2 protein-coding genes are annotated in these 2,824 nt (G+C 69.2%); both read right to left on the bottom strand.

Going from position 1 to position 2,824, the window contains the following annotated elements:
* Positions 1-71 precede the first annotated feature (71 nt).
* Positions 72-2,297 (bottom strand): glycoside hydrolase family 66 protein, encoded by a 2,226-nt coding sequence (locus tag AB0G02_RS34035; RefSeq protein ID WP_360802641.1) that lies wholly within the window; start codon positions 2,295-2,297, stop codon positions 72-74.
* A gap of 120 nt (positions 2,298-2,417) precedes the next feature.
* Positions 2,418-2,824: hypothetical protein (locus tag AB0G02_RS34030; RefSeq protein ID WP_360802638.1), on the bottom strand; the 407-nt coding region annotated here is incomplete at its 5' end.

The raw sequence follows: 2,824 nt of genomic DNA, 5'->3' as shown, positions 1-2,824 counted from the left end.
CGCAGCACCCGCAGCACGACGCCCTCGACGGGAGCGGTCCCGTGGTGCCGCGCCACGGGACCGCTCGGCTCTTACTGCGGCAGGCTCCACTTCTGGCTGTCGCCGGAGTGGCAGTCCCACAGGTGCAGCCTGGTGCCGTCGGTGGTGGACTGGTCGGCTACGTCCAGGCAGCGGCCGGACTTGGTATTGCGGTACTGGCTGCCGGTGGTGCGTTCCCAATTCTGGGAGGCGACGGACAGGCAGTCCCACAGGTGCGCTCGGGTGCCGTTGACGGTGCCGCCGCCCTCGACGTCCAGGCACTTGCCGACGGCCTTGAGCTTGCCGCCGGTGAAGGCCCAGGACTGGCCGGTGGTGTCGGTGCAGGACCAGAGCTGGACGGCGGTGCCGTTGGCGGAGCTGCCGCCGGCGACGTCGGCACACTTGCCGCCCAGGCCGGTGATGTGACCGGAACCTGCGGGCGGGGCGGTCGTGGTGGTCGTAGTGCTGGTGGTGGTGCTGGTCGGGGGAGTGGTGGTGGGGTCGTCGGGGGTGTTGTCGAAGTAGACGAAGTCCCAGTTCTTCAGTTCCGGCACGGTGAAGCTCAGGTACCGGCCGCCGCCGTCGGAGCCGGTGGTGAAGGCCAGTTCGCGGGAGCGGCCGCCGTCGCGGTCGGGGCTGGCCACGTGAAGGCTGGGCGGGGTGGGCTGGTCGCCGAGGTAGTACTTGACCGGCACGTCGGTCTGGGTGGGCGGGGTGTTGGTGCCCGCGTCGCGCCAGCGGTTGTCGTTGCCGAGCAGGTTGATCAGGTGGATGACGTCGACGCCGTCGTTGCGCATGACGTTGGTCCAGATCGTGTTGCCGGCGCCGTCGGTGGAGGTGTTGCGCCCGGCGACCTGCACGGCGTTGGACGCGGTGTGCAGGTCGGGGCCGTAGAGGAGGTTCTCGTACCCGGTGATGACATCGTAGTAGGTCTTCTGCCACGCCTTGAGTTCGGCGGACATGGTCTTGTTCTTGTTGAGGAAGTACTCGGTGTTGAGCATGTGCTCGTTCGGGCCCAGCTCCAGGTGGTGGGCGCCGTTGGCGGCGAACGTGGCGTTGGCCAGCTGCACCGAGGTCGTGTCGAACACGCTGTTGTTGTTCGGTGTGCCCTCGGGGGTGTTGGGCCGGTTCATGTAGGCGGGGGTGACGTGGGGCTTGCCGCCGGAGGCGCGGCGCTGGTTCTCCAGGTAGGTCTTGACCGAGGCGTTGGTCTCGAAGTTGCTCCACAGCTCGGTGTAGAGGTAGTCGGCGTTGGAGCGGGCGAACTCCTGGTCGCCGTAGCCGTCCACGGCGTTGAACCCGACCGGCTTGCCGGTCGCCTGCTTGGTCTTCTCGACGAGCTGGGCGAAGCCGTTCGGTCGGTTGACCTGCCTGCCGTTGACGTCGAACTTCTCGTCCCAGTAGCCGATCTGGTCCAGGTGCGAGCCGTCGAAGCCCATCGACCGGATCGAGTCGGCGTACTGACCCACGATGTAGTCCTGCCAGCCCGGGTTCTCCGGGTTCATCAGCTTGAGCACCTGGCCGGGCAGCATGGGGTAGGTCCAGTCGGTGCCGTCGCGGTTGAGCAGCCGCCAGTTCGGGTCGACCCGCGACCGGTCGTAGTCGTTCAAGGCGGCGTAGGACATCTGGTAGGGCAGGGAACCGATGCCGCGGGCTCGTGCCGAGGAGATGTAGTTCTTGATGGTCTGCGAGCTGATGGTGTCGCCGTTCCACGCCGTCCAGGTCGAGGCGACGCCGGAGCCCTCGTGCTTGACCGGCAGCTCGTGCTTCCACAGCCAGTCGTAGTACTGCAACGAGTTGATGTGGTAGCGCTGGGCGAGTTCGGCCATGTCGCCGTCGGCGTCGGAGCCGGAGATGTTCTGGCCGTAGAACGCCAGGAAGCCCATGCGCGGGAACCGGGTCCACGAGCTGGACACGTCGACGGCGGTCTGGGCGCGGCCGGAGTCGGCCTCGACCTCGACGAGGTAGCCGGTGTAGTCGCGGTTGGGCGGGGTGACCCGCCAGGTGACCTCGCCGGACCCGCTCGCCCGCACGGTGCCGGTGGTGACGACGTCACCGAGGTGGGTGAGGGTGAACCGCACGGGGCCGCTGCCGCTGACCGAGGCGGTGACGGTGGCCGCAGCTCCGGGTGCGTAGCGGGCGGCGTCGGTCCACGCGTCGGTGACGGTGGCCGCGTGCGCGGTCGTGGTCGACATCACGACGGACGCCGCGGTGGCGAGGACCGCCGTCGCGCCCGCGAGCCACGCCCGGGTGCGATGATGTGTTCGGGCTCCGGACATGCCTTGCCTCTCTTCGCTGGGTGGTATCGCTCCGGCTGGAGCCGTACTGCGACCTCTGGCAGGAGGACGTGGGTGCGGGCGCGGGCGCCGGTTCCGACCAGGCGCCCGCGCCCGCTGCTCTCAGCGCCCGCTCTCTCCGGGCAGCAGGTCGACGAAGGGCAGCACGACCGGGCTGGTCGTGGTCCAGTCGAGGACGGCGGCTTGGTCGGCGTCACCGGTGATGACGTCGATGGTGTTGGGGTCGCGGGTGTCGGTGTCGCGGCTGGGCAGGTCGAAGCTCTGCTCACCCGCGCCGCCGCCGAAGCGGAACTCCCTGGTCCACGGGAACCCGTTGTCCCAGTGCGCCTTGCTGTAGACGGGGCGCACCAGGCCGATGCCCTCTCCGGGTTCGGCGTTGGAGTAGATCGACACCTGGTAGCCGGCGGTGACGAGGTCGAGGCCGAGGGCGGAGGCGGGCACGGTCACCACGATGTCGTGGGTGGCGGGCACCACCCGCAGTTCGGCGGCGGAGACCTCGCCCAGGGCCG

It is taken from the genome of Actinosynnema sp. NPDC023658 (assembly GCF_040639995.1).
GTDB lineage: Bacteria > Actinomycetota > Actinomycetes > Mycobacteriales > Pseudonocardiaceae > Actinosynnema.
Note: the sequence above shows the minus strand (reverse complement) of the source record. Positions and strands in the feature narration are given on the sequence as shown.